Annotated in this window: 23 protein-coding genes; 12 read left to right on the top strand and 11 right to left on the bottom strand. The window is 71.5% G+C overall.

Going from position 1 to position 26,753, the window contains the following annotated elements; all coding sequences use genetic code 11:
- Positions 1–16 precede the first annotated feature (16 nt).
- On the top strand, positions 17–541 hold the full coding sequence (locus tag AC068A_RS18265) for a glycine cleavage system protein H (RefSeq protein ID WP_478586049.1): 525 nt from the start codon (positions 17–19) through the stop codon (positions 539–541).
- Positions 542–577: 36 nt separating this feature from the next.
- Here AC068A_RS18265 and AC068A_RS18260 read toward each other — a convergent pair whose 3' ends face one another.
- From AC068A_RS18260 to AC068A_RS18250, 3 genes are all read right to left on the bottom strand, one after another.
- Positions 578–1,105: a hypothetical protein gene (locus AC068A_RS18260; RefSeq protein ID WP_478586047.1), complete on the bottom strand. Its 528-nt coding sequence runs from the start codon at positions 1,103–1,105 to the stop codon at positions 578–580.
- A gap of 166 nt (positions 1,106–1,271) precedes the next feature.
- Positions 1,272–1,895 carry a GNAT family N-acetyltransferase gene (locus tag AC068A_RS18255; protein WP_478586045.1) on the bottom strand — a complete coding sequence of 208 codons (624 nt, stop codon included), beginning with the start codon at positions 1,893–1,895 and terminating at the stop codon, positions 1,272–1,274.
- On the bottom strand, positions 1,892–2,830 hold the full coding sequence (locus AC068A_RS18250; RefSeq protein ID WP_478586043.1) for a MerR family transcriptional regulator: 939 nt from the start codon (positions 2,828–2,830) through the stop codon (positions 1,892–1,894). Before AC068A_RS18250 ends, AC068A_RS18255 begins: the two co-directional genes overlap by 4 nt.
- A gap of 414 nt (positions 2,831–3,244) precedes the next feature.
- Here AC068A_RS18250 and AC068A_RS18245 point away from each other — a divergent pair, with 414 nt between their 5' ends.
- Together AC068A_RS18245 and AC068A_RS18240 are read left to right on the top strand one after the other, a co-directional pair.
- Positions 3,245–3,703, top strand: coding sequence for a hypothetical protein (locus tag AC068A_RS18245; RefSeq protein ID WP_478586041.1), 459 nt, complete (start codon positions 3,245–3,247; stop codon positions 3,701–3,703).
- The gene (locus tag AC068A_RS18240; RefSeq protein WP_478586040.1) at positions 3,700–4,446 is read left to right on the top strand and encodes an RICIN domain-containing protein; all 747 of its coding nucleotides are present in this window, start codon (positions 3,700–3,702) and stop codon (positions 4,444–4,446) included. The genes AC068A_RS18245 and AC068A_RS18240 overlap by 4 nt, the downstream gene beginning before the upstream one ends.
- A gap of 111 nt (positions 4,447–4,557) precedes the next feature.
- Here the strand turns inward: AC068A_RS18240 and AC068A_RS18235 are convergent, their stop codons facing one another.
- The 5 genes from AC068A_RS18235 to AC068A_RS18215 all read right to left on the bottom strand — a co-directional run bounded on the left by AC068A_RS18235 (position 4,558) and on the right by AC068A_RS18215 (position 12,635).
- Entirely contained in the window at positions 4,558–5,232 is a 675-nt protein-coding gene (locus tag AC068A_RS18235) for a hypothetical protein (RefSeq protein ID WP_478586038.1), read from the bottom strand.
- 237 nt (positions 5,233–5,469) lie between these two features.
- Positions 5,470–6,258 carry a MerR family transcriptional regulator gene (locus AC068A_RS18230; protein WP_478586036.1) on the bottom strand — a complete coding sequence of 263 codons (789 nt, stop codon included), beginning with the start codon at positions 6,256–6,258 and terminating at the stop codon, positions 5,470–5,472.
- A 241-nt stretch (positions 6,259–6,499) separates the two neighbouring features.
- Entirely contained in the window at positions 6,500–7,720 is a 1,221-nt protein-coding gene (locus AC068A_RS18225; protein ID WP_478586034.1) for a serine hydrolase domain-containing protein, read from the bottom strand.
- A gap of 259 nt (positions 7,721–7,979) precedes the next feature.
- On the bottom strand, positions 7,980–10,355 hold the full coding sequence (locus AC068A_RS18220) for a protein kinase domain-containing protein (protein WP_478586032.1): 2,376 nt from the start codon (positions 10,353–10,355) through the stop codon (positions 7,980–7,982).
- Positions 10,356–10,361: 6 nt separating this feature from the next.
- Complete coding sequence (locus tag AC068A_RS18215) at positions 10,362–12,635, bottom strand: protein kinase domain-containing protein (RefSeq protein WP_478586030.1); 2,274 nt, start codon at positions 12,633–12,635, stop codon at positions 10,362–10,364.
- 297 nt (positions 12,636–12,932) lie between these two features.
- Here AC068A_RS18215 and AC068A_RS18210 point away from each other — a divergent pair, with 297 nt between their 5' ends.
- The 3 genes from AC068A_RS18210 to AC068A_RS18200 all read left to right on the top strand — a co-directional run bounded on the left by AC068A_RS18210 (position 12,933) and on the right by AC068A_RS18200 (position 15,523).
- On the top strand, positions 12,933–13,571 hold the full coding sequence (locus AC068A_RS18210; protein ID WP_478586028.1) for a HEAT repeat domain-containing protein: 639 nt from the start codon (positions 12,933–12,935) through the stop codon (positions 13,569–13,571).
- Positions 13,572–13,577: 6 nt separating this feature from the next.
- Positions 13,578–14,582, top strand: a complete 1,005-nt coding sequence (locus AC068A_RS18205; protein WP_478586026.1) for a HEAT repeat domain-containing protein — start codon at positions 13,578–13,580, stop codon at positions 14,580–14,582.
- 371 nt (positions 14,583–14,953) lie between these two features.
- The gene (locus AC068A_RS18200; protein ID WP_478586024.1) at positions 14,954–15,523 is read left to right on the top strand and encodes a carbonic anhydrase; all 570 of its coding nucleotides are present in this window, start codon (positions 14,954–14,956) and stop codon (positions 15,521–15,523) included.
- A gap of 83 nt (positions 15,524–15,606) precedes the next feature.
- Here the strand turns inward: AC068A_RS18200 and AC068A_RS18195 are convergent, their stop codons facing one another.
- The 3 genes from AC068A_RS18195 to AC068A_RS18185 form a co-directional block, all read right to left on the bottom strand.
- Complete coding sequence (locus AC068A_RS18195; protein ID WP_478586022.1) at positions 15,607–16,347, bottom strand: class F sortase; 741 nt, start codon at positions 16,345–16,347, stop codon at positions 15,607–15,609.
- Positions 16,344–17,168, bottom strand: coding sequence for a hypothetical protein (locus AC068A_RS18190; protein WP_478586209.1), 825 nt, complete (start codon positions 17,166–17,168; stop codon positions 16,344–16,346). The genes AC068A_RS18195 and AC068A_RS18190 overlap by 4 nt, the downstream gene beginning before the upstream one ends.
- 81 nt (positions 17,169–17,249) lie before the next feature.
- The gene (locus AC068A_RS18185) at positions 17,250–17,852 is read right to left on the bottom strand and encodes a ribosome-inactivating family protein (RefSeq protein ID WP_478586020.1); all 603 of its coding nucleotides are present in this window, start codon (positions 17,850–17,852) and stop codon (positions 17,250–17,252) included.
- Between the two features lie 400 nt (positions 17,853–18,252).
- Here AC068A_RS18185 and AC068A_RS18180 point away from each other — a divergent pair, with 400 nt between their 5' ends.
- From AC068A_RS18180 to AC068A_RS18155, 6 genes are all read left to right on the top strand, one after another.
- Positions 18,253–19,449, top strand: coding sequence for an exo-beta-N-acetylmuramidase NamZ family protein (locus AC068A_RS18180; protein WP_478586018.1), 1,197 nt, complete (start codon positions 18,253–18,255; stop codon positions 19,447–19,449).
- 123 nt (positions 19,450–19,572) lie between these two features.
- On the top strand, positions 19,573–20,553 hold the full coding sequence (locus AC068A_RS18175; protein ID WP_478586016.1) for a GNAT family N-acetyltransferase: 981 nt from the start codon (positions 19,573–19,575) through the stop codon (positions 20,551–20,553).
- A complete protein-coding gene (locus AC068A_RS18170) occupies positions 20,550–21,890 on the top strand; it encodes an ABC transporter substrate-binding protein (RefSeq protein WP_478586015.1) in 1,341 nt (446 codons plus the stop codon). Before AC068A_RS18175 ends, AC068A_RS18170 begins: the two co-directional genes overlap by 4 nt.
- Positions 21,884–22,846, top strand: a complete 963-nt coding sequence (locus tag AC068A_RS18165; protein WP_478586014.1) for a carbohydrate ABC transporter permease — start codon at positions 21,884–21,886, stop codon at positions 22,844–22,846. The genes AC068A_RS18170 and AC068A_RS18165 overlap by 7 nt, the downstream gene beginning before the upstream one ends.
- Positions 22,843–23,712 (top strand): carbohydrate ABC transporter permease, encoded by an 870-nt coding sequence (locus AC068A_RS18160; RefSeq protein ID WP_478586012.1) that lies wholly within the window; start codon positions 22,843–22,845, stop codon positions 23,710–23,712. Before AC068A_RS18165 ends, AC068A_RS18160 begins: the two co-directional genes overlap by 4 nt.
- Positions 23,713–23,929: 217 nt before the next feature.
- Positions 23,930–26,725 carry a glycoside hydrolase family 2 protein gene (locus tag AC068A_RS18155; protein WP_478586010.1) on the top strand — a complete coding sequence of 932 codons (2,796 nt, stop codon included), beginning with the start codon at positions 23,930–23,932 and terminating at the stop codon, positions 26,723–26,725.
- Positions 26,726–26,753: the final 28 nt, after the last annotated feature.

The following is a 26,753-nucleotide window of genomic DNA, read 5'->3' as shown; positions in this document are numbered from 1 at the left end:
CTCATGGCCGGCCTCCATGCCCGCTCCCCCAAAGGTCATCACGCGAACCCACCCGACACGGCAATGTGTCATCGGCCGATCACCATACGCCGCCCCAGGGAGCCTTGCCACGTCGAACGTCCCTCGCGATCTCCAGGACACCGACGAGCACGAGTGGGTGCGCACCGAAGCCGACGGGGCGGTGACCGTCGGCCTCGCCGGCCACGCCCAGAAGGCCCTCGGGGACATCGTCTTCCTTGACCTGCCGCAGGTGGGCAAGACCGTCGAGGCCGGGGACACCGTGGGCGTCGTGGAGTCGGTCAAGACCGCCTCCGACATCTACGCCCCGGTCAGCGGCCCCTGGCGTGCAAGCACTCACTGCACCACCACCCGTGGGGACGCATGCCAGCAGCGCCTGGTCGGCGACCTCCGTCAACGGCGGCCGCGGGGATGGCCTGGGAGGCCACCGGACCCCGTGGCCGGGCCGAGGGGCAACCTGGACATTCGGGCACGCAAAGCGGCCGCCATCCCTGCTGTGGGATGGCGGCCTTTGGGCTCTTGATCGTGTGTATGCGATGGGAGGGGTCCTGGCAGTGGGTCAGATCAGGGCGGCGGCAGTCAGTGCGAGGGCCGAGCCGGCGAAGACGACCGTGTGGCGGACGTTCTGCAGGACGCGGGTCCAGGCCGGGAAGGCGCCCTCGGCGGCCTTGAGGAAGGCGGGGACGTCGACCCGCAGCAGCTCCGCGTCGCCCTTGCGGCGGAAGGCGGCCCGGACGGACTTCACGGCGCCCAGCTGACTCTGCAGGATCGCGATGTTCGCCAGGAATGCGATCGAGGAGAAGACCCAGGTCAGGGTGGTGCCCCAGGGGCTGCCGGCCAGGTTGAGCGCGGCAGCCGCGATGTTCACGGCGGCGAAGGAGCCGGGCGCCCACCACTCGTGACCGCCGGCGTCGAAGCGGAGCTTGTTCTCTTCCAGGACCTCGGGGCGGACGCCCTGGCGCCGCAGCTCGGTGACGGCCGCGGCCTTCGCGACCGAGCCGAAGCGGTGGCGCAGGAGCGGGATGCTCAGGAAAGCGGTGGCGACGAGGAGCTGGGCGACAGCGGCGGTGATGGCGAGCGAGTTCATGGGGGACCTCCCGATTCCAGGGACTTTCACTTAGTTCAAGTCCGCACACGGAGAACCATAGCCCCCCACTTGAACTAAGTGCAAGTGGGGGGTCGCCAGCACCTCGTCGGTGTCGGCGATCGGCGATGAGCCGCAGGGGCTCGGGAGGTGGTCGGCCGAGGGTGCGTCAGAGGCGGCCGTGCACCCGTACGTGCAGGTGGCCGTTGACGGGATACGCCGGTGGTGCCGGCGGCAAGAGCTTGGCCAGTTCGTACCGGCACTTCTGCGCGACACGGCATGACGCCGGGTTGTCGACCTGATGCAGGAGTTCAAGGCGCGTCAATCCGTCACCGGCGAAGGAAGTGAAGGCCCAGTCGGTCAGCGTCTGCAAGGCGCGCGGAGCCACTCCCTGGCCGCGCGCATGCGCCGCGGTCCAGTAGCCGACCTCGGCGGACCCGGTGTCACGGGCAACGCCTTTGAGGACCACGTGACCCAGTGGCTGCCCATCGTCCCCACCGGCTCGGGGCGCCACGACGGCGAAGGCGAAACGATCAGCGGCTTCCCATCCGCGTTGCTGGTCCCGAACCCACCGTGCCGCACTCGCCTCGTCGTCCACGGCTGCACTCGTCCGGCGGCGCAGGGCGCCGTCGCGATACAGCTCGACCAGGTCAGCGGCGTCCGCCAAGGTCCACGGACGCAGAAGGAGAGCGGGGGCCGACTGCGTGGCGGCCACCTCGATCCATCCAGTGATCGGTGGCGCATCTGCATCCGCGTCTGCTTGGACTCCACGTCCGTTCGGCTGCTGCTTCATCGGGTCGTCCGCATCCTCAGGGCCTTGACGGACCAGTCGATGGCGGGTGCCACGGGTTCCGGGGCGGGCCAGCCGTTGATCACGGCGAGCAGACGGAAGTACCGGTCCCGGCGTGGATCGTTCGCGGTTTGCAGTCGGTGCAGCAGCCATCGATGCAGTTCGGGGTTGTCGGGGCGGCCCACGGCGAGCGCACACCCTGCGGTGAGTGTCGCAACGATGGGATCTGCCTGCCGCGATTCGGGGCTGATGCCGGATGTCACGGCCACTCGCACGAGTTCGCGGGTGACGGCCACGACGTCCGGGCGTGGTGGACTGCCGGCGTTGTCCGGCCGATCGGCCGCATGGTCCTCGACCAGGCTTCGCACACCGGCACGAAATCCCGGTTCCTGCGACAGTTCCGCCAGCTCCATCCATGCTGCGACCTGATCCTCTGTGGGATTGTCGGGCAGCTCGGGTGTCATGGAGCGCCGGACCGCGGCGCAGCCGGCCTCCCCATGACGGCCTTCGAAGACGCCGCCGAGGAAGTCGTCGATCAGGCGGCGTCTCCCGGCTTCGGACAGTGTGGCGAGCTGGTGCATGCGTTCCATCTCCTCGCAGGTGGGTTCTCGTCTGGCCGCGGTGGTCAGCACTGCTCGTCGCAGACGCAGGATGCCGATCTGTGCGTCCAGGGCGGCGGCATGCTCTGCGGCAATCTGGCCGAGCGTGAGCTCCTGATCCGTGACACGCCGGATCGCATCGAGGCCGAGGCCCAGCGCGCGCAGCGTCCGCACGAAAGCCAGGCGAGCGACGGCTTCCGGGCCGTAGCGACGGTAGCCGGCGGGTGTGCGATCGGCCGGCGTCACGATGCCGCGGTCGGAGTAGAACCGGATCGTCTTGACCGTCAGTCCGGTGAGCCTGGCCAGTTCGCCGATCGAGTAAAGGGTGCCGCCGTTCATGACCCCACCTTCGGGTCTCCCCCTGCGGGAGACTCAAGTCTGCTCCTCCACACCCCACCACACCCCAACACCCCAACACCCCGCGCCTCGCTCGGGCTCGCCGTGGTGGAAGATCCCACTGCGATGATCTCGATGTGCTCCGGTCACCGCCGAACCGCTCTTGGCCAGGTCGTCGGCCAGGACGACCTGGCTGATGCCGGTTCGGCCATGTGCGCCTTCCTGGCGCCCAGGCCGGAAACCGCCTGGCCGGGGGATCTCGCTGCCGTTGAGGCGGTCCTGACCGCGGTGGCCGAATCGGACCCGAACTCGGCCTGATCCGGCGCCCCTGCGGCTGTCGCGGCCGCAGTGGGCGGGGCTACCGTTGCGGCACCGCGTGGGGACGGCACTGTGCGGGGACGGCGAAGGGGGAGCGTCATGCTGGACGAGGCGACGGTCGCGCTGGCGGCGTCGGCGGGTTCGGGCGTCGTACGGACCGCCGGGACGGAGGCCTGGCCGGTGTTCCGCAGCCGCCTCGCCCGGTTGCTCGGCCGTGGGAACCGGCGGCAGGAGACCGCCCAGTTGGAGCGCCTGGACCGGACCGCAGCCGACTTGGCGGCGGCCGCGCAGGACGGCGACGGGCCGGAGGGCGACAGGGGCGAGGAGCGGAGCAGGCATATCGCGGCCTGGCAGACCCGTACCGAGGACCTGCTGGAGCAGCTGGAACCCGACGAGCGGGCCGCTGTCGCGGCGGAGCTCCGCGCACTGCTGGACGAGGCCGCGGAAGCCGGACGCCCGGCTGCCGGGGGTGTCGCGCGGAACGTGTTCCTCGGACCGGCGGCGGTCCAGTCCGGGGACCGCAACGTCCAGGTGAACCGGTTCGATTCCCGCCCGTGACCGGGACCGAGCCCGCCAGGCACGACGGGCACGACGGGCGCGACGGGCGGCGCGATGACGGCCGCCGCGGGGACGCATTCTACGGCGCGGCCGGGATGCAGCGCGGCAGCGGGAACCTCCAAATGAACTTCCACGAGCACCGTACGGGCATCATCTCGGCCTGCGCGGTCGCCCTGGTGTGCGTGGCCACCGTGATCGCCGTCCGGATGGGCGGCGCATCGGGCACCGGGGCCGCCGGCCCGCCCACGAACACTGCCACGGCGCCGTCCCCGGCACCGGCACCGGGGACGGCGCCGCCGAGCACAGCCGGGGCGGATCCGTCGGTGCTCACCGGGCGGCTGGTCAACGACGGCAGCGGGCTGTGCCTCCGGGTCGCCGGCACCGAGGACGGCCTCGTACCGGTGCAGGACTCCTGCACCGGCACCGCCGACCGGACCTGGACGCTGCCCCGGCAGGACGGCGGAGCCACCCGCACGCTGCGCAACGGGCACAGCGGCCGATGCGTGGCCGTGACGGGCCCGGAGAACTTCGCCCCCGTCCGCCAACTCGCCTGCACCGCCAGGCACGACGGGCAGCGCTGGGAACTGCTGTGGGGAACCGGCGGCCGCGCCGGGCACTTCATGCTGCGCAGCACCGGCAACGCCAAGTGCCTCCTGGTGCAGGGACTCGAGGCGGGCCTGCCCGCAGCACAGACGTCCTGCGGCGAGGAGTACCACGACCAGTGGTGGCAGCTCGCTCCCTGACGACCTCGTCCCCGGACGTTCCAGGTTCTGCGGACCGCCTGCCGCCGCTGCGGCCCCCTGCCCCTGCACGGGGGCGGGACAGAGGGCCGGTGTCACACGCCGGGCCGCTGCTCAGCGTTCCTGGACGAACGTACGGCCGTTGTGGGAACCCTCGGAGCAGGAACGCTTCTCCGCGGCGGTCATCTTCCGGGTCTTCACCACCACCGCATTGCTCTTGCCGTCGGTGCCGTTCCTGGCCGGGCCGGTGATGGTGTCCTGGAAGAACCAGTAGTAGTGACCCCACTTGGGGCTGTCGTAGTGCGTCTGCCAGGTGCCGGAAACCTTCTGCATCACCTGGGCGCGCGAGATCCAGCCCACCTCGCCGGGTTTCACCGTCATGTTGAGCGAGCTGCTCTCCGAGTGGCTGCTCGACCAACTGTGGCTGTAACTCGCCGTTATGCTGAGGTCCACGATGCCTGCGATCTTGCCGCCGGCGGTGACGGAGACGCCCAGCGAGTCGCTGGATCCCACCGTGTCGTCCCAGGTCATCGTCTGGGTGGCGTCAGACGTGCTGCAGTTGAAGAGCGAGTTCGACACCTGACGGAACTCCCCCAGGTACGCCTCCCCGAGCTTGGGCGAGTTGAACGTGCACTTGCCTTCGCCCGAGCTGCAGTCCGCCATGAGCTGCTGCCGTGTCGGCTGGTCGGCGGCGGACGCCGGAAGGCTGGTTGCCGCCGCGACTGCGCAGGCCGCCACCGTCATTGACAGTGCGCGGGCTGCGCGGCGCCTGACGCGGTGTGTCGTCATCGTGGTACCTCTCACCTTGCTGGGGGGGTCGGTTGACCGCCGTCCGTCCGGGGGCGGTTTCAGGAGCCACCGGCAGCACGTTCGATCACCGCCTCTTGCGATCAGCAATTGTCCGGACAGGTCAGAGGGGGGTGGTGCGAATGAGTCAACTTGCGGCAGGCCCTTCGTGGGGGCTGGCACGAGCGGCGAGCAGCCCCGTTCCGGCGCGCCCCGGCACGGTGCCGTCCGGGACCGCCGTCATTGATGCGGGAATCCGACGCCGGCCGCGCGCAGCTTCTCCTCGACCAGCGCGGTCAACCGGGCCGAAGCCGGCCATTGGTCCTCCCCGTGGGAGTTGACCAGCCCGTACCGGGCGGCGGCGTCGGGCTGGGCCCGGAAGCCCGCCGGCATCGCCAGCAGCTCGCGGTTGGCCAGCAGGTTGTCGGCCAGGCCGGACGCCAGCTCCTCGATCCGCGGGTCGTCCGGTTGCCAGGCCTCGGCCTCCCAGCAGCGCTTCGTCAGGTCGACGTACGCGGGGTCGTCGAGCCGGCGTTCGAGCTGGGTCAGGAAGCCGTCGAACATCTCCGGCACCAGTGCCCTGGCCAGCACCAGGCCCTCGCGCTGAAGGTCCACGTAGTCGGGGTCGAAGCCGAGATCGGCGAACCGGTCCAGGATCGCGAGAGCGCGGGCGGGCAGCAGGAGCCGGTCGCCGTCGGCGAGCTGTCGCAGTGTGTCCCGCCGGACGATCAACTCGGCGATCCGGTCGGTGAGCCGTTGCTCGACGTCGACGAGCGCGGTGGCGAACTGCTCGGCGTCGGCGTCGAGCAGGGGCCCGACCTCGGCCAGCGGCACGCCGGCGGCGGCCAGTGTGCGGACCTGGACCAGCCGCAGCAGGTCGGCCGATCCGTACCGCCGGTAGCCGGAGCTGTCGCGTCGTGGTTCGTCGATCAGCCCGTGCTGGTGGTAGTGCCGCACGGTCTTCACCGTCACGCCGGCGAACGCCGCCGCCTGGCCGATCGTCACGCCGCCGGTCGTCTTCCCCGTCATCTGCTGAGCCAGCCTCCTGGTCGTGGGCGGCCGCGGTCCCGCGAACCGCGTCGGTGACGGCCCGGAAGCCGAGTACTTGCGCACGATCAGGCCGTGGTGTCGCCGACGGCCTTCGCGCTCACCCTGCGGTATCGGGGTTCCTGGCGAGCCATGGCCGAGCGTAGCGCGCATCTGTTCCCGCTGATCACCCTGGTCGCCGGGGCGGCCGGGGGCCCGGGTTGAGGTGGACGGCGGCACGGTGTCAGCCCGCGGCCTGCCCGCCGCAGAACACCTCCTTGACCAGCCTGTCCAACAGCTTCGGGAACTGCTGTGCCGGGTCGTTTGCGGCGTCCCCGGCGGTCACCGAGGCGGCCAGGGTCTTCCGGCCGTCAGGGGTGCTGTACATCAGCGCCGCGTAGCCGTTGACGCCGCCGTTGTGGTGGAAGATGGTGCCGCCGCAGTCCGAGCCCACGTCCTGCACGAACAGCCCCAGGCCGTAGTGGTGGTCGCCGCTCTTGGGGTGCGGCGTACGCATCTCGGCCAGCAGCCGGTCCGGCAGGAGCTTGCCGCCCATCAGCGCGGACACGAACGTGCTGAGGTCCTCGGTGGTCGAGATCATCTCACCGCCGGCGGAGACCCAGGAGGGGTTCTGGCGGGTGACGTCGAGCGTCTTCCACTGGCCGGCGTCCAGATACCGGTGGTAGCCGTGGGCGTGCGGCCCGGGGATCTCGGTCCGGGTGCCCGGCACCATGGTGCCCCGCAGCCCGAGCGGCCGCAGGATCCGCCACTGCATCTCCTCGCCGTACGAGCGGCCGGTGACCTTCTCGATCAGCAGCGCGGCCAGCACGTAGTTGGCGTTGGAGTAGCTCCAGCCCGTGCCCGGCTCGAACCGCGCCCCCTTGGACAATGCCAGCCGTACCAGCTCCTCCGGCGGGTAGGTGTGGAACCGCTTGTCCACCCACTCCTTGCCCTGCCAGGGGATCCCGGGCACGGGCGTCCCGTCGTCGTAGTACCCGCCGGCGAAGTCGAACAGCCCGCTGGTGTGCTGCAGCAGCATCCGCACGGTGATCCGCCGGTCCAACCCGAAGCGGGGCAGGTAGTCGGCCGCCGGGGCGTCCAGCCCGACCCTGCCCTCGTTCACCAGTTGCAGCACCACGGTCGCAACGAAGGTCTTGGTGGAGCTGCCCACCCGGAACGCTCCGTCCGTCGGCGGCTTGGCCGTCTCGCCCAACTTGCGCACCCCGGCGCTGCCGACCCATTCGCCCCGCCCGTCGTGCACGCGCACCTGCATCCCGGCGAAACCGGCGTCAACGAACGCCTGGACGGCCTCCTGCAGTTCCGGGCGATCCTGCCCGGCAGCGGCCCTCGGCACGGACCGGCTGTCCGCGGCGGCCACCCCGGGTGCGGCCGCCACTCTCTGGGAGACCAGCGGTATCCGGGCCTTGTTGTTCTTGACGGTGTGGGGAGACTCGCCCGTGGTCATTCCTTGTCTCGCGACAGTACGGTTCGGCGCAGCTCAAAGGCGCAACGGCGGCCCCGGCGGCTACCGGCCCTTCGAGGCGGCCATGCGATGAGTGTGTGCCCTGACCCAAGGTCAAGGTCAAGGTCGAGGCCAACCATCGCCGGCCTCGTCGGCTCCGGCTCCGTCCGCCGCCCGGACGTGTGCGATGAGCAGGTTCCTGAGGCGGCTCCGGCAACCGTGGGGCGTTGGCGGCCGGTTTACGGGGCGGGGTGGCGGCAGGTCAGTGGCCGGTGGCGGCCAGGGCGGTTATGCCCTGGTGGGTTGCGCCATAGACGCGGTCGCCGTGCGTCCAGAGGGCGATCCCGGTGCCGGGCGAGGCTCCGCTGCCGCCGAACTCGTGGCTCCAGCGGGCCAGGCCGGTGTCCGCGGCCAAGGCCCACACCCTGCCCTGGAGCCACACGTACACGGTGTCCTGCCCGCACTGGACCGCGACGGACCCCAGGCCGGGCATGGGCAGCGTCCCCGCCCAGCGGACCGCGCCGCTGCGGGCCTCGAAGGCCTGGACGACGACGGCGCCCACGTGGTCGGGGGCGACGGCGTACACGGTGCGGCCGTCGGGGCTCGCCACCGCGCTGCGGAAGGCGGTCTTCCCCGGCGAGGTCCACGCCACCTGCCCGTTGGCGGCGTCAACGGCGTACAGGTGGTCGGACAGGTGGAGGAACCGGTCGCCGGCGGAGGTGTGCGGCCCGTCGTGCCAGGGCGGGACGAAGCCGATGGCGGCGGTGGACTGGTCACCGCCAGGGGCGGGTTGCTCCCACAGGGTTCTCCCGCCGTCCGCGGCGGCCAGCGCGGACATCCGCGGGACGCTTCCGTCGGGGTTGGCCATCGTCCACAGCAGGCGACTGCCGGACGAGGGCACCTTGAGCTTGCTCTGCCCGACGGAGCGGTCGTCGACGGACGTCTCCCAGCGGATCGCGCGTGCTGCGGGGTCCACGGCCCAGATGAACGCCTTCGACGCCGTGGCGTCCGCCGGGCCGCCCTTCAGCACGGCGTCGAGGCTCCCGTACGGCAGGGTGGAGCCGGTGACGTAGACCAGGCCGTCGAGCATGCCGGGGATCCAGGCCCACCGGATCCAGAGGTCCGGCTTGCCCACGCGCCACGCCTCCTTCCCGGTGCCGAAGTCCAGGGCGCGCAGGATCCGTCCCTGGTGGGCGCCGCCCGCCCGGGAGACGGCGAAGACCAGGCCGCCGCCGACGGCGACGGGATCGCCGCTGAGGTACGTGCCTGCCGGGTCCGACATGTTGGGCACCGGTTCCCACAGCGGCTTGCCCGCGAGGTCGAAGGCCCGGACGTGCGTGCTGGTGACGGCGACGACCGTGTTCCCCTCGCCGCTCACCTGGGCCACCGGTCCTCCCGTCTCCGCCGTCCACAGCGGCTTGGCGACGGTGTCGGTGGCGAGGGAGCGCGCCGGGTCGGTCAGGGCGGACGCCGACGTGCCGCCCGCGCCCCGGCCGCCGGAGGAGCCGCGCAGCGCCCGGGCGGCCACTGCGCCGCCGACGGCCAGCGCGAGTCCCCCGCCGGCCAGCCCGAGCAGCACCTTGCGCCGGCCGGGGCGCGCCTGCCCCGACGGCGGCTGCCCCGAGGGCGCCTGTGCCGACGGCGGCTGCGCGCCCGGCCCGGATCCCTCCCGCTCCGCCTCCGCGCCGGACGGGGGCACTCGGTCAGATCCGACGCCCGCCGCAGGCCCGGGGCGGTGCGGCAGGGTCGGGGCGAGGACCGCGGCCGCCTCCTCGATCGCCTCGACCAGTAGGGGCGGCAGCCATGCGCCGGCCCGCCTCGGGACCCCGGCCATGCGCTCGACCACCTCGACGACCTGTCGCGGCTCGGGGCGGTCCAGGGGGTTCTTCGCCATGCAGGCGGCGATCAGCAGCCGTATCCCGTCCGGCACGGCCGACAGGTCGGGCTCGTCCTGCGTGATCCGGCGCTGGAGTTCCACGGCGGAGGCGGGGCCGCCGAACGGGCCGGTCCCACGGGCGGCGAAGACGAGCGTCGACCCGAGGGAGAAGATGTCGCTCGCCGGCGTCAGGGGGTCGCCGAGGCTCTGCTCCGGCGACATGTACGCCGGTGTGCCGAGGACCAGGCCCGTGGCGGTGAGGGCGGGGCCGCCGGCGGCGCGGGCGATGCCGAAGTCGATGACGAACGGGCCGTCCAGGGCCAGCAGGACGTTCGAGGGCTTCAGGTCGCGGTGGATGAGCCCCGCGGCGTGGATGTTCACCAGGGCTTCCGCGACACCGGCCGCCACGGCCCACAGCGTCGGCTCCTCCAGCGGCCCGCCGAGCGCCACCGCCTCGTGCAGCGGGATCCCGGGGACGAAGGCCGTCGCGAGCCAGGGCGCCTCCGCGTCGGCGTCGGCGTCGACCACGGGGGTGGTGAAGGCCCCGGAGGCGGCCCGGGCGGCGGCGACCTCGGCCCGGAACCGGGCCCGGAACGCCGCATCGCCGGCCAGCTCCGCCCGGATGAGTTTGACCGCGACGGTACGCCCGCCCGCCGACCGGCCGAGGAAGACGGAGCCCATGCCGCCCTCGCCGAGCCGGCCGAGCAGCAGGTACGGGCCCACCCGGGCCGGGTCGGCGGGGGTCAGCGGCCGAACGCCCATGTCGTCTCACTCTCCGTTCGCGCGCAGGACGGCGACCGTCGCGGCGCCGGGATCCGTGATGCACAGGCGGCCGTCGCCGGCGGCCCAGCCCAGGCGGGTGGGGTCGCTGCCCTTCATGCCGGTGTACTTCCAGCGCAGCCTGCCGTCGGCCGGGTCGGCGGCCCAGACGACGCCGTCCGCCCCCATCCGGTAGACGTTCCCGTCCGCGCACAGCAGCCGGGCGCCGAACGACGCCGAGCCCGCCGAGCCGGACGGGCTCGCCGACGCAGCGGGCATCGGCTTGCGCCAGGCGGTCCGGCCCGTCGCGGCGTCCAGGGCCCCGAGGGAGAACTCCCCGTCGTCGTCCTTCAGCAGGACGTACAGCAGCGCGCCGTCCGGGGCGGGGGCGACGGCTCCGCCGCGCACGCTCATTCCGACGACGCCCGGGGCGTTCCAGGCCTCGGCGCCGGTGTTCGGGTCGAGTGCGGACAGGCGGCCGTCGCCGTCGACGACGAGGTAGTGGCCGGCGGAGGCCTCGAACGCCGCGGCCGTGAAGGTCTTCGTCCAGGCGGCCTTGCCCGCCGCGTCCAGTGAGACCAGTGCGCTGGTGGTCGCGAAGAGCGCCTTGTCGCCGGTGGCGGGCAGGGCGGAGAAGTACAGCGCGGTGCCGTCGCCGTACCACCAGGCGGTCCGCCGGGACTTCAGGTCGAGGCACCAGACGTGTACGCCCCGGGGCAGCGGGCCGTGGTCCTGTCCGTCGCCGATCCCGGTGACGTACGCCCTGCCCGCCCGCACTCCCGTCATGAACAGGCCGCCCTGGGTGTGCGGCTGGTCCAGGGACGCCGTCCACTCGGCCTTTCCGGAGGCCGTGTCGATCGCCGTCACGGCGGTCCGCATGGCCGGGGGTGTGACGGTCATGCCGGTCACGTACAGCCGTCCGTCGTGTACTGCGGCGACGGTGTTGGGAGTCGTGCCCTGCGCCGAGAAGGCGATCCCGTTGTCCGCGCCGCTGACCGTCCACTTGGGGCGGCCGCTGTCGTCGAGGGCCTGGACGTCCTGGAGGGTGACGCACATGACCAGCCCGTACGCGGGGATGACCTGGGCGCTCGGGGAGGTCTGCTGCACCTTCCACGCCAGCCGCGCCTCCCGTACGTCGTCCCCGGTGGGGCGCGGCACGCGGGAGGCGCCGCGGCTCCCGCCGGCCGGGGCGGCCCCTCCCGGTGCGCCGAGGATCCAGGCCGCCGTGGCTCCGGTGGCGGCGACGGCCCCGCCGGCGAGGCCGAGGAGGATCCGCCGGCGGCTTGCGGTGGCGGGCGGACCTGCGGGCTGCTGACCGGCGGCGGGCGGGGCGTGGTCGACGAGCGTGCCGTCCGGGCCGGTCACGGGCGGTGCATGTGGCGGCTCGGAGGTGTCGGCCGGCAGGGAGGTCAGGACGGCCCGCGCGCGCAGGACGTCGCCGGCCACGGCCTCCGGCAGCCATCCGCCCGACGGGACGGGCGGGCCGGCGCGTTCGACCTGTTCGGACACCTGGCGCGGGGTCGGGCGGTCCGCGGGGTCCTTGGCGAGGCAGGCCCGGACCAGGTCCCGCAGGCCGGGCGGGAGCATGCCGGTGTCCGGCTCGGTGTGCACGATGCGGAACAGGACTCCCGCCGCGGCGCCCTCGCCGAACAGGTGCTCCCCGCTCGCGGCGAAGGCGATGGTGGAGCCGAGGGAGAACATGTCGCTGGCGGGGGTGAGGGCCTGGCCGACGGCCTGCTCGGGCGACATGTAGGGGGCCGAGCCGATGATGGCGCCGGTGGACGTCATGGCCGTGCCGTCGACGGCACGCGAGATGCCGAAGTCGATGACGTGCGGCCCGTCGAGGGCGAGGAGCACGTTCGCCGGCTTGAGGTCGCGGTGGATCAGGTCGGCGCCGTGCACACTGGCCAGGGCCTCCGCCAGGCCGGCGGTCAGCGTCCACAGCGTGTCCGCCGGGAGGGGACCCCGATCCGTCACCGCGCGGTCCAGCGGGACGCCCACGACGAACGCAGTCGCCATCCACGGCACGTCCGCCTCGGTGTCCGCGTCCACGACGGGCGCGGTGAACGCCCCGGAGACCCGCCGCGCCGCCGCCACCTCGCGGCGGAAGCGGCCGCGGAAGACCTCGTCGCGGGCGAGATCGGTGCGCACCACCTTCACGGCCACGGTCCGGCCGCCGACGGAACGCCCCAGGTAGACGGCGCCCATGCCGCCGCTGCCGAGCCTCCCGACCAGCGCGTAGGGGCCCACCCATCGCGGGTCCCCGTCGCCGAGCTGCTTCATCGCCCCCCTTGGTGAAGATCCGTGACGAGCCGTCAGCGGAGTCGGCGCGGAGGGCGGCCACCGTGCCGGCAACCGCCCCGCGCCGGACCAACATACGCGCGCGGATCTCCTTACTCCACCCGGGAGTTGGGGATTCACCCCCCGCAGGCCGAAGCCGTCCGGGGGCGCGCCGCCGGCCTGGCCCCTCCACGCGCCGCGGCGATGTGGCTTCCGGCTTGACCTTGACACTGTGACAAGGCCTTCACTGCTGCGGAGGAGGTGGTCCCGGTGATCATTCGGGCAGAGGAAGTGAACACGATGCGCGCTCTCCAGGGGCTGGAGAGCAGCAGTTCGTCGGTGCGGCTGCGGGCGGCCCTGGCGGTCGGTACGGCGGCGGACTCCCGCTCCGTCGACACGCTGATCGAGCGGTGCGCGGTCGAGCCCGACTTCCACGTGCGGGACATGCTGACGTGGGCGCTGACGCGCCACCCGTCCTCGGTGACGGTCCCGAAGCTGGTCGACGCGCTTGGCTCGGAGTGCGCGCAGGCACGCAGTCAGGCCCTGCACACGTTGTCGAAGGTCGGGGACCGGCAGGCGTGGCCGGCGATCACACGGGCGCTGCTGACCGACGCCGACGAGGAGGTGGCGCGCAGCGCCTGGCGGGCAGCGGTCGTCCTGGTACCCGAGGATGGCAAGATCGACTTGGTCGAGGTGCTGGCGACGCAGCTCGGCCGCGGTGGCCACGAGACGCAGTTGAGCCTGAGCCGCGCGCTGGTCGCGCTGGGTGAGGCGGTCGTGCCGGTCCTGCGCGCCGCGATGACGGATCCGGTCCCGCGGGTGCGTCGGCACGCGATCGCCACGGAACGGCTGGTGCGTGACCCCGATGCCGGATTCGGGTTCGCCGTCGAGGAGGCGAAGCGGATCGTGGCCCTGGGCACGACCGCTCGGGAGGAGTGACCTGAGGTGTTGATCGGTGATGTGGCACGACGGTCCGGGGTCAGCGCCCGCATGCTCCGCCACTACGAATCGCTCGGCCTGCTGCGGCCGACGGGGCGTACCGGGGCGGGCTACCGGGAGTACTCGAGTGAGGACATCCGGCGTATCTTCCACATCGAGAGCCTGCGGTCCCTGGGGCTGTCGCTGCGCGACGTCGCACGGGCGTTGGAGGATCCCGGCTTCACGCCTGCCGAGCTCATCGAGACCCTGGTTCGCCAGACGCGAGAACGCATCGCGGCCGAGACGGAGCTGCTCACGCGGCTGCAGCGGATCGGTGCTGCGGAACCCGCCGGCTGGGAGGACGTCCTGCGCAGCGTCGCGCTCCTTCATGCCCTGGGGTCGGAGAGCGCCGGGAAGCGGCAGCGCGCGGCACTGTCCGCGGCCGAGGGGGGTGCGGTGCCGGTGGAGGCTTTGGTGGAGGCCGCGTTGAGAGAGACGGAGCCGAATGTCGCCGGAGCGCTCCGCTGGGCGCTGGCCCAATCGGGCGATGCCGCACTGGCTCTGCTGGCGCAGGGGCTGGGGTCGCCGGCGGCCGAAGTGAGAAGACGCGCTGTGCAGGCCGTCGCGGAGATCCCGGACCGGGGGGCGACCGTGCTGCTGCAGGACGCCCTCGCGGACTGCGACTTGGGGGTCCGCCGGTATGCGGCTCTGGCCCTCGGGGCACGGGGGGTGGCCGACGCGGTCCCGACGCTCACCGAGATGATCGCCGACGAGGCGAACGACGTCGAAGCAGCCGACGTGCTCAGCATGCTGGCGAGTGACCCCGCGCTGGCGGATCGCATCGTCATCGGGCTCGTCGACCGCCTCGGCAACAAGGCCGTCGGGCCATCCACCCGGCTGCGGCTGGCGCAGGCCCTCGCGGACATCCCCGGCAGCACGGCGTCACGTGCGCTCGCCGACCTGTCTCAGGACGAAGACCGTGCCGTCGCGCTCACTGCGGCGTACGTTCTGGAGCTGCGCGACGCACGATGATCCTTCTGGCCGGCGGTCCCGCGCCCAGGCCCGTCCGTGAACGGTAGGGACCCGCCGTGTCCGGCTGCCGTCAGCCTCTGTGGGCCGTTCGCGGCAAAGTGGTACCCGGCCCGCGTGCGCCTGTCACCGCCTCGTCCTCTCCAGCCCGACAATCGCTGCGACCGATGGGATCGGGCAGGCCCGAGCGGCATCAAGGGGAACAGCCGATGGACCCAGCAGGACGTACGGGCCGCAGAGCCCTACTCGCCTTCGCCCTCGCCGGCGCGGCGGGTGCCCTCACGGCATGCTCGGCTTCCGGCACCGCCCCGGTCGCTGCCGGCGCGTCGCCGACCGCTCGCCCGGCCACGCCGGCCGCGGCGTTCGCACGGCTCATGGCAGGCAACGCACGCTGGGTGAGCGGAGACCTCGAACATCCCGACCGGGACCCGGACCGACGTCAGCTCGTGGCCCAGCAGCAACAACCCTTCGGGTCGATCCTCGCCTGCATCGACTCCCGCGTGCCACCCGAACTCCTCTTCGACACCGGACTGGGCGATCTCTACGTCATGCGCACGGGAGGAGAGGCCATCGACCCGGTCGTCACCGGTTCCGTGGAGTACGGGCCCATGACCAGCGGCACCCCGCTCGTCGTGGTCCTCGGCCACCAACGCTGCGGAGCGGTCAAGGCCGCGTACGAGTCCCTGCGCGACGACGAGCCGCTGCCCGGCAATCTCCAGGCCATCGTCAAAGCCCTCGAGCCGGCATACCAGCAGGCCGTCGAAGAGGGCGGCGACGACCCGGTCGAGACCATGGCCCGCGCCCAGGTCACCATCACCGCAGCCGACCTGCGCTCCAACCAGGACCTCGCCCCGCTCGTGAAGGAGGGCTCCCTCGCCGTGGTCGGCGCGTACTACTCCCTCGACACGGGGAAGGTGGAGGTACTCTCCGGCGCACCCTCCTGACCACGCCGCGAGGATGGCCGTCAGCCGCAGTACGGTCCGGTCCTGCGGCTGACGGGTGCCCTTCCCGCCGTCTTCTGTCCTGGTTACGCGGTCCCCGTCATGCGGGCGAACACGACCACGTTGCTGTCGTAGTAGTGCCTCTTCGGGTCGAAGTCGCCGCCGCAGGTGACCAGGCGAAGGCCCGCGTGGTCGAGGTTCTTGTAGACCTCGAGCGTGGGGAACTTGGCCTTCGGGTATTCGGCGACCCGGTTCACCGTGAACGTGACCGTCTTGTTGTCCCGGCGGGTCACCTTGATGGTGTCACCGGCCTTCATCGTCTTCAGCTTCTCGAACACGGCCGACGCGCCGTTCCATGTGACATGGCCTGCGATCACCGCCGGCCCCTGGGAGCCGGGGGTCGGCCCCGGCTCGTACCAGCCTGCGAGACCGGGGTCCTTCGGGGTCTCCATGGTTCCGTCGGGGTTCTGCCGCAGCGTCTCCAGGGAGCTGGAAACGCCGAGGGACGGAATCGTGATCTTCTGGGGCTCCGACCGGGCGAGGGCGGGCTCGACCCGGTCCGTACCGCTCTGCGCGCCACCCCCGGACGATGTGCCGTGGCCGCCGGCGGACGCCTCCCCCGCAGGAGCGCTTCCGACGCCGCCGTCGGCCGGTGTCCCGCTCTGCGGGGCTTGCCCCTGAGGGGCGGGAGGCGACGCCTGGTCCTGGCCGGCGCACCCCGCGAGGAGCAGCACGGCCAGGGCGGCGGCGGCAAGGGGGCCCGTGGTCCGGCGGCGGCGAGGCCATGCGGCGGACACCGCAGGTGCGGAGACGCGGGTGCGCTTCACGCGGCGCCCCCCGGGGTCTCCGTACGGCCGGGGAGTCCGGCGGCCCGCTTCCGCGCGACGGCGATCCCGCCCGCCGTCGCCGCGTAGACGACGGCTGCCGCCCCGGCCATGATGGCGATCGGCAGCGCCTGGCTCTCCGGGGCACCGCCGCCGGTCTCGATGGCGCCGACCGGAATGGACCCCACGGCTGCGCCCTTGACCTCACCGCAGTTGGTCGGCGCCGTGGCTTCCTGGGGCAGCTTCGGGTCGAGCTCGCTCTTGCCGGCGCCGTCGAAATCGTACTTGCCGTTCTTGTTGCGGTCGATGCCGTGCTGTACGACGTGCAGGTCCTTGATGTGCTCGACCACGTCCTGGCCGACGGTGATCGTCCGCTCGTAGGACACCTTGCCCTTCTTGTCGGCGACGGGCATGCGCTCCACGGCGAGGCCGCTGGTCGCCTTGGTGTCCCCGGATGTGGTGAGCGAGATGTTGATGTCGCCGTAGTCCTTGGTGGCCTCGGTGTTGTTGAGGATTCCATCGCGGTTGGTGTCGTCACTGGCATCCGGGCAGTGGAAGTCGTGGCCCTTGGTCGAGCCGTGCAGATGCTGGGCCGACGGCTGGCCGGGCACCATGCCCTCGGACTCTATGCGCACGGTCAGCTGGTTGCCCTTGAGACTGAGCATGACAGTGCCTCGGGAACCGGAGTCGTTCAGCTGCGCCAGGTCGATCTGATACGCCTTCCCACTCTCGGCGAGAGCCGGACCTGAAAGGCCCAGCGCCAGGAACACGGCGGCGGGCACGGTGGCCAGTACCACGAGACGGCGACCAGCGCGCTTGACTATCACATTCACTCCTGTTCCATGGATTCCCAGGGAGGGAATTGCAGATCGTGCGGGGTGGATTGATCTTCCGGAGGGGTCTGGTTACGCAGCCGCCCGTGTCGCGGTCGACACCGGTGCACCGGTCATCCATATGCGTGACACCTCGTCTGCCAGCAGGGGGGAGCGGGCAGCCGCACAGAGCATCTCCGAAAGCACGAGAATCCCGCGTGCGGTGCACTTCGGATCGCTGTTGCGATGCAACCAGATGACCGCATTGATCATCGGGCGGCGCCCCAGGGGAAGGACCATTCGCCGGGCATCGGCCGCTGCCTCGAGGGCAGGGCGTCCTCCGCCGAACGGCAGGGCTGTCGCTCGTCGGATTCCCGGCGGCGCGACCGAGTCCCGCACGTGACGGAAGTGCACTTCCGGCGGGGCCTGCCCGTTCTCGAAGGTGTTGCGGAATCCGACGATGCGAACGCCCGAGTTCTGCGGGAGGAACTCGACGTAGAGTTCGATGGACAAGCCTCTCAGCCGAATGTTCACGGGGAGGTAACGCACCTTTCCCTCCCCGCACCCCGCCTTCCCGGAAAACCCCGGAGCCTCCGCTGCTCTGGACCGGATGGCAGAGACGAGGAGCCGGTACTCCGCCGCCGAAGCGTCCTCCACGGAAAACGACACGGGCTTCAGTACGACAGCATCCGTCACGTGGAGGAGCTCAGAACTCGGACTCCCCGGAGGACATTCCACCGCAGCCGGTTCGATCCTGTTGCCCTGGCGCACTGCACAACCACCGCCTTCGACATGACCCGGTCGACGACAGTTCGCCTCATCCGTGCCGCCGGGCCTGGTTCGGTCCAGTTCTTTGTAGCCGTTCATACGGCGGAGGAGTGAATACTTTCCCTCTGATGCTAAGAACTCATCGAATGATTCCGCCTGGAACTCCGTCGGTCGGGCGCTGCCTGACCCAGGCACCCCTGCCCGGCCGCCGCGGAAAGATCCAGGCCACCTTCGGCACGACCTGTTGGTAAATAATTGCGGAATTGCCGGACATACCGGTAAATTTCTTGCCGCGGCTTCGAGATGTCACCGGCAGACGGGGCAGAGGATGAGCACGGACAACCGCGTCGCGGTGACGACCGGGATCGCACGACTGCACGCGTCGCCCGGACTGGCCGGGCCCGGCCGGCTCGGGCTGGTGACCAACCACACCGGCGTTCTGCCCGACCTGCGCCCGGCCGCACCCGCACTGCTCGAGGCCGGCGCGCGGCTGGTCGCCCTGTTCGGCCCCGAGCACGGGCTGTACGGGACCGGTCAGGCCGGCGAGAGCGAGGCCGCTCATGCGGACCCCACCACCGGTCTGCCGGTCCACGACACGTACCGGTGCAGCGGCGAGCTCCTCGACAAGCTGCTGCTCGACAGCGGGGTCGACGCCCTGGTGTACGACCTGCAGGACATCGGGGCCAGGTTCTACACCTACGTGTGGACCATGTTCGACCTGATGGTCTCGGCGGCCCGTACGGGCCTGCGGTTCGTGGTCGCCGACCGGCCCAATCCCCTCGGCGGACTCGTCAGCGAGGGCCCGCTGCTCGACCCGGCGTGGGCCAGCTTCGTCGGGCGCGCCGCGGTACCCGTCCGGCACGGGCTCACCTGCGGCGAGCTCGCCCGGCATCTCAACGCCTCGGCCGTTCCCCAAGTGGCCGGCAGTGCAGCCGACTTGACGGTGATCGAGGTCGTCGGCTGGCAGCGCGCCATGGACGCGGAGGCAACCGCCCTGCCGTGGGTCGCGCCCTCGCCGAACATCCCGACGCCCGCCACGGCCGTCGTCTACCCCGGCACCTGCCTGTTCGAGGGCACGAACCTCTCGGAGGGCCGGGGCACCACGCAGCCCTTCGAGATCGTCGGGGCCCCGTATATCGACGCGCGGTTCGCGCCCTCGCTCGCCGAGCTCGACCTGCCGGGTGTGCACTTCCGTGATCTGAGGTTCGTACCGACGTTCCACAAACACGCCGGGCGGCTGCTGCGCGGAGTCCAGCTCCATGTCACCGACCGCGCGGTCTTCGCCCCCGTACGTACCGCCGTGGCGATGCTCGGCACGCTGCGGCGGCTGTACCCGGGACACTTCGCGTGGCGCGCCGCCGACAGCGGTGTGGAGGGGAGCGGCCGGCGTCCCTTCATCGACCTGCTGTGGGGGTCCGACCGGTTGCGGCGTGCCGTCGACGCGGGCGAGGACCCACTGCCGCTGTGCGATCCGCCGGCGCCGCCCGGCCGATGGGTCGGCGACGAGGTGCTGCTCTACCCCTGAGACCTGCTGCCGCACCGTGCGACCTGCTGCTGTTCCCCAGCGCACCCCACCCCGGACCGAAGCAGCTCTGCGGGCGACGTTCGGCGCCGTCCCCGACCTGCGTATGGAAGGACAACCCCGCCGATGACCGATCGCACGACGCCGTCCCGGGCCCACATCCGCGGCTTTCGCGCGGGCGACGGACCGCAGGTGGTGGAGGTGTGGCGGCGCAGTGCGCCGTCCGACCCCATCACTGCGGACCGCTTCCGCTCCCTGGTGCTGCTCGACGCCAACTTCGACCCGGAGGGACTTCGGGTCGCTGTCGAGGGCGGCCGTGTCGTCGGTGCGGCCTACGCGGTGCGCCGCCTGACGCCGATGGCCGGCACCGACCTGGAGCCGGAGCAGGGCTGGATCCCGTTCTTCTTCGTCGACCCGGCCGCCCGCGGGCGCGGCCTCGGCCGCCGGCTGCTGGCCGACGCCCTCGACTGGCTGCACGGCCACGGCCGCACCCGGGTGGACTTCTCCTCGTACACCCCGAACTACGTCCTCCCCGGCCTGGACGCCGAGGCGTACCCGGAAGCGGCCCGGCTCCTGGAGTCCCTGGGCTTTCGCACGCTGTACGAGGCGGCGGCGATGGACCGCGGCCTGGTGGGCTACCGCTTCCCGGAGGACGTCGCGCGCCGCGTGGCGGAACTGACGGCGCAGGGCTACCGGTTCGCCACCCCGTCCGACGACGACCTGGTGGATCTCTTCGCGCTCGCCGGGAGCCGCTTCGGTCCGGACTGGGCGTGCACGATCCGGGCGGCTCTGGCCGCGGGCACGCCGCTCGACCGGATCGTCGTCGTCCGGGACCCAGCGGAGCGCATGGTCGGCTGGGCGATGCACGGCGCGTTCGACGCGGTGGACGAGCGGTTCGGCCCGATCGGCGTGCTGGAGGAGATGCGCGGCACCGGACTCGGCGAGGTCCTCCTGCACCTGGTGCTGGAGAGGATGCGGGCGCGCCGCGCGCACTCGGCGTGGTTCCTGTGGACCGGCGCGCAGTCCCCGGCAGGCCACATGTACCGCAAGACCGGCTTCACCACGACCCGCGTGTTCCGTGTGATGCGCCGGGAGGCCGCTCGATGACGCCGGCACGCCGCACCAGCGGCCTGAGCCGCCGTCACTTCGCGCTCGCGCTCCCCTCGGCGCTGCTCGCCTCCGGATGCTCCGCACCGCACCGGGGCACCGGGCGGCCCGGTGATCCGATCGTCCTCACCCTGCTCTCCCACTACGCGAGCGGGGTGCCCAAGGAGGCCCTGCAGGGCCCGGTCGACGAGTGGAACGCCACCCACGACCGGGTCAAGGTGCAGACCGAGGCCGTCGAGTTCACGGACCTGCTGACGACGTTCATGGTGCGGCAAGCCGCGGGCCAGGGCGCCGACATCCTCCACCCGTACTGCTTGTGGAACGGGCAGCTGGTCCAGGCCGGCGTCCTGCGGCCCGCCCCGTCCGAACACGCCGAGGAGATCACGCGCGGCTACGGCGAGGCTGCGGTCGACGCCGCATCGGTGGGCGGCCGGGTCTACGGCTACCCCACCGAGGTACAGACGTACGCCCTCTACTACAACAAGCGGCTGCTGCGCGAAGCCGGCATCGACGGCCCGCCGCGCACCTGGGCGGAGCTGGAGGAGACCGCCTACCGCACCGCCAGGCGCGACCGGTACGGCAACACACTGGTCCAGGGCTTCGGGCTGTCGACCGCCGACGACTCCACCACCGTCGGCCAGACACTCGCGCTGCTCAACGCCGCCGGCGGAATGTTCGTCTCCAAGGACGGCAGGAGCACCGCCATCGACTCGCCGGCCGGACGGGCCGTGTTCGACCTGGAGCACCGCCTCGTCGTCAGAGGTGCGAGCGCCCCCGGTGTCAACGTCTACAAGGCGTTCCGGTCCGGGCAGGTGGCCATGGTGGTCAGCGCCGGCTGGTGGACCGGGAGCCTGAAGACCCTGATGGGCAAGGACTACCGCGACGTCGGCGTCGCGCCGCTGCCCCTCCCCGAGGCGGACGGCAAGCGCGCCACGCTCTCCACCGGCTTCATGCTGGGGGTCAACGCGGCCAGCAGGCACCCGCGCGCGTCCTGGGAGTTCCTGCGCTGGCTCAACACCGAGAAAGTGGACGTGAAGGGTGCCGGGGAGGGTGGGACAGCGACCCGGATGAGCTCCCTGCAGGTGTCGGTGGGCTCCCTGACCGGCCGCGCCGACGACATGCAGACGCTCCTGGGCGCGCACGGCGATGCCAACCTGCGCCCCTTCCTGGACGCGCTGGCGTACTCGGTGCCGGAGCCGAACGTGCCCGGCGCACAACAGGCCAAGTCGCTGCTGCGCAAGAACATCGAGGCGCTGTGGACCGGTCAGCAGTCGGTCGACCAGGCACTGCGCACCACCCGCCGCCAGGTCGATCGAGAGGTGTCGCGCTCATGGTGAACACGCTGACCCCGGCGACGACCGAGCGGGCGGCGCCCGGCACGCGCTCCGCCGGGCCCGCCGTCGACGGCCGCGCCCGGACCCGCCGCCGCCAGGCCGTCGTCGCCTATCTCTTCCTGACGCCGACACTGCTGTTCTTCGCCGTCTTCCTGATCCTGCCGCTCGGCTTCGCGCTGCTGCTGTCGATGTCCCGCTGGGCCGGGTTCGACCTCGGCGACATCCAACCGGTCGGCACGGACAACTTCACGGGCCTCTTCGCGGACGGATCGACGTTCCTGGCGCCGATCCTCACCAACACGCTCCTGTTCGCCCTGGGCACCGTGGTCCTCGCGCTCGCCGGCTCCGTGGTGGTCGCCACCTGCATCGACCACCTGCGGTTCCAGGGTCTGTGGCGCACCCTGTACTTCCTGCCGATCGTGACGACCGTCGTCGCCGTCGGCAACGTGTGGAAGTACATGTACGAGCCGGGCGGCCTCGTCAACGGCGTCCTCAACGCCCTCGGGCTCGGCTCGGTGGCCTTCCTCCAGGACCCGGACACCGCGCTGCCCTCGGTCGTGGTCGTGCAGGCGTGGGCCTCGGTCGGCTCGGCGATCCTCGTCCTGACCGCGGGGCTGAAGTCCATTCCCGGGTCGTACTACGAGGCCGCAGCGCTCGACGGCGCCGGGCCGGTCACCGTCTTCCGGAAGATCACACTGCCGCTGCTGCGGCCGTCCCTGCTGCTCGTGTGCATCACCCAGCTCATCAGCGGTCTGCAGTCGTTCGCGCTGATCATCGTGATGACCAAGGGCGGGCCGGGTGACGCGACCAACGTGGCTGCCCTGGAGATGTACCGGCAGGCCTTCTCGTACGGCCAGTGGGGCCCTGCGAGCGCCGCCGCCTTCGTCCTGTTCGTGGTGGTCCTCGTGGTCACCCTGGTGCAGTTGTGGATCTTCCGGCGCAAGGGGGAGGACGCATGATCCGCCGCCGTTTCCCATGGTCGTCGTATCTGGTGGTCGTGACCGGGGCCGTGCTCACGGTGGTGCCGTTCCTCGACATGGTGATGACCTCGTTCAAGGGGGCCGGCGAGGCCGGCACGCTGCCGTACCGGTTCCTGCCCAAGGCGTTCGACCTGTCGAACTACCGGGCCGCGATCGACCAGCTCGATCTGCCGGTGCTCTTCCGCAACAGCGTCATCGCAACCGCCGTGATCACCGGATCGGTGCTGCTCACGTCGTCACTCGCCGGCTACGCGCTCGCCAAACTCCGCTTCCCCGGCCGGAACTTGATCTTCCGACTCGTGCTGTCGACGATGATGTTCCCCCCGTTCCTCTTCTTCATCCCGCACTTCCTGATCCTGGTCCACTGGCCGCTGGCGGGCGGCAACGACCTGTTCGGACGCGGGGGCGCGGGCATGACCGTCAGCATCGCGGCGCTCGCCATGCCGTTCCTCGTCAACGGCTTCGGAATCTTCCTGATGCGCCAGTTCATGGTCTCGATCCCGGACGAGGTCCTGGAGGCCGCGCGCATCGACGGTGCCGGCGAGTTCGCCGTGTGGTGGCGGATCGTCGTGCCGCAGACCAGGCCGGTCGTGCTGACGCTCGGTCTGCTGACCTTCGTCCACGCGTGGAACGAGTACATCTGGGCGCTGCTCATCTCGACTGCCAACCCGGACGTGATGACCCTGCCCGTCGGCATCCAGCTCCTGCAGGACTACGTGGACCCGACCCGCACGATGCCGATCGTCATGGCCGGTCTGGTCCTGAGCATCCTGCCGGTCCTGATCCTCTTCCTGCTGCTGCAGAAGTACTACATCCGCGGCGTGATGCTCAGCGGCCTCAAGTGAGGAGCCCCGGCACGCGCCCGATGTGAGACCTGTGCGGGACGGCGGCTCCTCATGACACCGTCCCCGCGGTGAGGGACGTGCAGGGCATCGAAGGCTGCGCGCAACGCCTGGGAGGACCCCGGCAGTACTCCTCCCCACGTTCCCCGGTTGCTGCGATCGGGCGACGTGCGGCATGTGGAGCGTCGTCTGCCAGGGCTTCGGCACCATGCTGAGTGGCATGCCTCGACAGCAGGACCGGGTGTCGCCGTGCCGCCCCGGTTCCCCGTTCCCGTCCGTCCCGGCCCGTGGCCCGTCACACCGCCGGGCTCGGGTATCCGGCCGGTGCGTCGTCTCGGCCCTCCTCGGCCTGCTCGCCTTCCTGGCCCCCGCCCTCGCCCCGGTCGGCTCCACCGGCCGGGTGGCGATCGGTCCGTCGGCCGCCGCCGCGGCCACCGTCGGCCATGACTCCGCGACGGCTCTGCCCGGGTTCATGATCCAGTCGACCGCCCTGGTGACGGACCCGGCGGCCGAGGTGTCCAGCCCCGGCTATCCGACGACGGGCTGGTACCAGGCCGGCCCCCGCTCCACCGTCCTCGCCGCCCTGCTGGCGGCCGGCGTCCACCCCGACCCGTTCCACTCCACCAACCAGAAGCAGATCCCCGCCGCCGACTTCACGGTTCCGTGGTGGTACCGGTCCGACTTCTCGGTCGACGGCCCGGGAGCTCGTACCCATCTCGACTTCAGCGGGGTGACCTCTGCCGCCGACGTCTTCGTCAACGGCCGTCAGGTCTCGACGGCGAGCACGGTCGCCGGGACCTACACCCGACACGAGCTGGACATCACTGCTCTGGTCAGGCCGGGCACCAACACGGTCGCCTTCCGGATCCAGCCCAACGACCCGCGCAAGCACCTCACCATCGGCTGGCTCGACTGGCTGCAGCCGCCACCGGACCGGAACATGGGCATCGTCCGCGACGTCGTCGTCCGCCGCAGCGGCCCGGTGGTCCTGCGTGACGCGCACGTCGTCACCGACCTGGCCGTGCCGTCGCTGGCCTCCGCCGACCTGACTGTCAAGGCCCGCCTGCGCAACGACTCGCCCAACACCGTCACGGCAGTCCTCTCCGGCACGGCCGGGCCCGCAGCCCTCAGCCGACAGGTGACGCTGGCGCCCGGGGAGAGCCGGACCGTGGTCTACTCCCCCGCCGACCACCCCGGACTCCACGTGCCTTCGCCACGCGTGTGGTGGCCCGCTGGGATGGGCGGGCAGCCCCTGTACGACCTCGACCTGACCGTGGCGGTCGACGGGGTCGCCTCCGACTCTGCACACACCTCCTTCGGGATCCGCGACGTGCAGGCGCCGATCAATGCCGACGGCGCGCGCCAGTACCGGATCAACGGCCGCCCGCTGCTGATCAAGGGGGCGGGCTGGTCCCCCGACGAGTTCATGCGCTGGGACCCCGCCTACGCCGAGGACCGCATGCGTTACGTGCGTGACCTGGGCCTGAACACACTGCGTCTGGAGGGGCACCTCGAGCCCGACGAGTTCTTCGATCTCGCGGACCGGTACGGAATCCTCACGCTCGCCGGCTGGGAGTGCTGCGACAAGTGGGAGGGGGAGGTCAACCGCTCGGAGTCCGGGGAGAAGTGGGACGCGGCCGACCACGCGGTCGCCCAGGCGTCGATGGCCGCCGAGGCGGCCCGGCTGCGCCACCACCCCAGCGTGATCTCGTTCCTGATCGGCAGCGACGCGGCGCCCAACGCCGAGATCGAGTCGGAGTACCTCCAGGCGCTGCGGGCCGCCGACTGGGACGTGCCCGTGATCCCTTCCGCCTCCGGGAAGTCGACACCCGTCACCGGCCGCTCCGGGATGCGGATGACCGGCCCGTACGACTGGGTGCCGCCCGGCTACTGGTACGACAAACGCGAGGGAGGAGCCACCGGCTTCAACTCCGAGACCAGCGCCGGCCCGAGCATCCCCACCCTCGACACGCTGCGGCGGATGCTGACCCCGGCCGAGCTGGAGACCCTCTGGAAGCAACCCGACGCTCCCCAGTACCACCGCTCCCCCTCACCCGCGTTCTCGACGCTCAAGCTGTACAACGCCGCGCTCGCCGGCCGCTACGGACCCCCGACCGATCTCGGCGACTACGTGCGCAAGGCCCAGCTAGCCCAGTACGAGAACGTCCGGGCACAGTTCGAGGCGTACTCCCGCAACGCCAAGGACGCCACCGCCCCCGCGACCGGCGTCATCTACTGGATGCTCAACAGCGGCTGGACCTCCCTCCACTGGCAGCTCATCGACCGCTATCTCGACCAGAACGGGGCCTACTTCGGCGCGAAGAAGGCCAACGAACCCCTCCACATCCAGTACGGCTACGACAACCGCGCGGTGAGCATCGTCAACAACCGCACGACCGCCGCCTCAGGGTTGAAGGCCCGGGTTACGCTCTTCAACACCGACGGGACCCAGAAGTACGACCGCACGGTGACCGGTGTCGACGTCGAGGCGCGCGGCGTGACCACCACCTCACTGACCCTCCCGGCCGCTGTCCCCGGCCTGTCGAGAACGTACCTGGCCCGGCTGCTGCTCACCGACACCACCGGCAAGGAACTGAGCCGCAACGTCTACTGGCTCTCCACCCGCGACGACGGCCTCGACCACGCCGCCACCGACTGGTACCACACCCCCACCACCTCCTACGCCGACCTGACCGGACTGAACTCGATGCCGCAGGTCACCTTGCACGTGACAGCCACAACGAAGGCGACCGGGGCCGGCACATCGACGACGACCGTGACCCTCCGCCACCCGGGCACCACGAAGACCCCCGCTCTGCTCACCGACGTCGACCTGGTCTCCGCGGACGGGAAGACTCCCACGCTGCCCGTCCGCTGGACCGACAATCAGATCAGCCTGTGGCCGGGCGAATCGGTAATTCTGGAGGCCACCCATCGAACGGTCGATCCGGACCGCGCCCCCCACGTACGTATCTCTGGATGGAACGCCAGGGCCGTCACCGTCCCGTCCAGCTGACCATGTGGCATCACACATCGGTGAGCCT

The organism is Streptomyces sp. NPDC043854, assembly GCF_056436005.1.
Note: the sequence above shows the minus strand (reverse complement) of the source record. Positions and strands in the feature narration are given on the sequence as shown.

What these genes read in the sequence shown, in the direction of transcription:
- AC068A_RS18225 (WP_478586034.1), bottom strand. Translation starts at nt 7,720, where the DNA reads ATGACCACGGGCGAGTCTCCCCACACCGTCAAGAACAACAAGGCCCGG.
- AC068A_RS18165 (WP_478586014.1), top strand. Translation starts at nt 21,884, where the DNA reads ATGGTGAACACGCTGACCCCGGCGACGACCGAGCGGGCGGCGCCCGGC.
- AC068A_RS18265 (WP_478586049.1), top strand. Translation starts at nt 17, where the DNA reads ATGCCCGCTCCCCCAAAGGTCATCACGCGAACCCACCCGACACGGCAA.
- AC068A_RS18215 (WP_478586030.1), bottom strand. Translation starts at nt 12,635, where the DNA reads ATGAAGCAGCTCGGCGACGGGGACCCGCGATGGGTGGGCCCCTACGCG.
- AC068A_RS18220 (WP_478586032.1), bottom strand. Translation starts at nt 10,355, where the DNA reads ATGGGCGTTCGGCCGCTGACCCCCGCCGACCCGGCCCGGGTGGGCCCG.
- AC068A_RS18200 (WP_478586024.1), top strand. Translation starts at nt 14,954, where the DNA reads ATGGCAGGCAACGCACGCTGGGTGAGCGGAGACCTCGAACATCCCGAC.
- AC068A_RS18180 (WP_478586018.1), top strand. Translation starts at nt 18,253, where the DNA reads ATGAGCACGGACAACCGCGTCGCGGTGACGACCGGGATCGCACGACTG.
- AC068A_RS18170 (WP_478586015.1), top strand. Translation starts at nt 20,550, where the DNA reads ATGACGCCGGCACGCCGCACCAGCGGCCTGAGCCGCCGTCACTTCGCG.
- AC068A_RS18160 (WP_478586012.1), top strand. Translation starts at nt 22,843, where the DNA reads ATGATCCGCCGCCGTTTCCCATGGTCGTCGTATCTGGTGGTCGTGACC.
- AC068A_RS18175 (WP_478586016.1), top strand. Translation starts at nt 19,573, where the DNA reads ATGACCGATCGCACGACGCCGTCCCGGGCCCACATCCGCGGCTTTCGC.
- AC068A_RS18235 (WP_478586038.1), bottom strand. Translation starts at nt 5,232, where the DNA reads ATGACGACACACCGCGTCAGGCGCCGCGCAGCCCGCGCACTGTCAATG.
- AC068A_RS18155 (WP_478586010.1), top strand. Translation starts at nt 23,930, where the DNA reads ATGCCTCGACAGCAGGACCGGGTGTCGCCGTGCCGCCCCGGTTCCCCG.
- AC068A_RS18245 (WP_478586041.1), top strand. Translation starts at nt 3,245, where the DNA reads ATGCTGGACGAGGCGACGGTCGCGCTGGCGGCGTCGGCGGGTTCGGGC.
- AC068A_RS18250 (WP_478586043.1), bottom strand. Translation starts at nt 2,830, where the DNA reads ATGAACGGCGGCACCCTTTACTCGATCGGCGAACTGGCCAGGCTCACC.
- AC068A_RS18210 (WP_478586028.1), top strand. Translation starts at nt 12,933, where the DNA reads ATGCGCGCTCTCCAGGGGCTGGAGAGCAGCAGTTCGTCGGTGCGGCTG.
- AC068A_RS18230 (WP_478586036.1), bottom strand. Translation starts at nt 6,258, where the DNA reads ATGACGGGGAAGACGACCGGCGGCGTGACGATCGGCCAGGCGGCGGCG.
- AC068A_RS18255 (WP_478586045.1), bottom strand. Translation starts at nt 1,895, where the DNA reads ATGAAGCAGCAGCCGAACGGACGTGGAGTCCAAGCAGACGCGGATGCA.
- AC068A_RS18260 (WP_478586047.1), bottom strand. Translation starts at nt 1,105, where the DNA reads ATGAACTCGCTCGCCATCACCGCCGCTGTCGCCCAGCTCCTCGTCGCC.